This window comes from Photorhabdus viridis (genome assembly GCF_040256935.1).
GTDB lineage: Bacteria > Pseudomonadota > Gammaproteobacteria > Enterobacterales > Enterobacteriaceae > Photorhabdus > Photorhabdus viridis.
This window is the reverse complement of record NZ_JBEJZY010000349.1, coordinates 1-316: the sequence shown is the minus strand read 5'-3', so window position 1 is coordinate 316 and position 316 is coordinate 1. Positions and strand designations below refer to the sequence as shown.

Here is a 316-nt window from a genome sequence, read left to right as displayed (position 1 = left end):
CCTGCAAGTGAACTCCGCAGTGCATACAGCCAAATTACAGTATGGTCATTCCATCCGTGGCATTAACTGGATCACCTTGCTATCCAAACGTTTTGTAGGACGCCTGGGCGGTGAAGTCTGGATACGCAAAACACTGGCGCGCTACCCGGATGTAGTGATTAGTTCTTACCCCAATGGTCTGATGATACGGGCGGGTCAATACCCGGATCTGACCCCGCTGCCGGGCAGTGTCCCGGAGAGTTATTTTGCCATTAACCAACTGATACGTCCGATACGGGTGATCCCCCGTGAAGGTCATTCTCTGCATTTTTATGGG

At 51.9% G+C, this 316-nt stretch carries 1 protein-coding gene; it reads left to right on the top strand.

Going from position 1 to position 316, the window contains the following annotated elements:
- Positions 1-316, top strand: a 316-nt coding sequence (locus tag ABR397_RS23685; RefSeq protein WP_350307832.1) for a type VI immunity family protein, incomplete at both ends; no start/stop codon positions are given.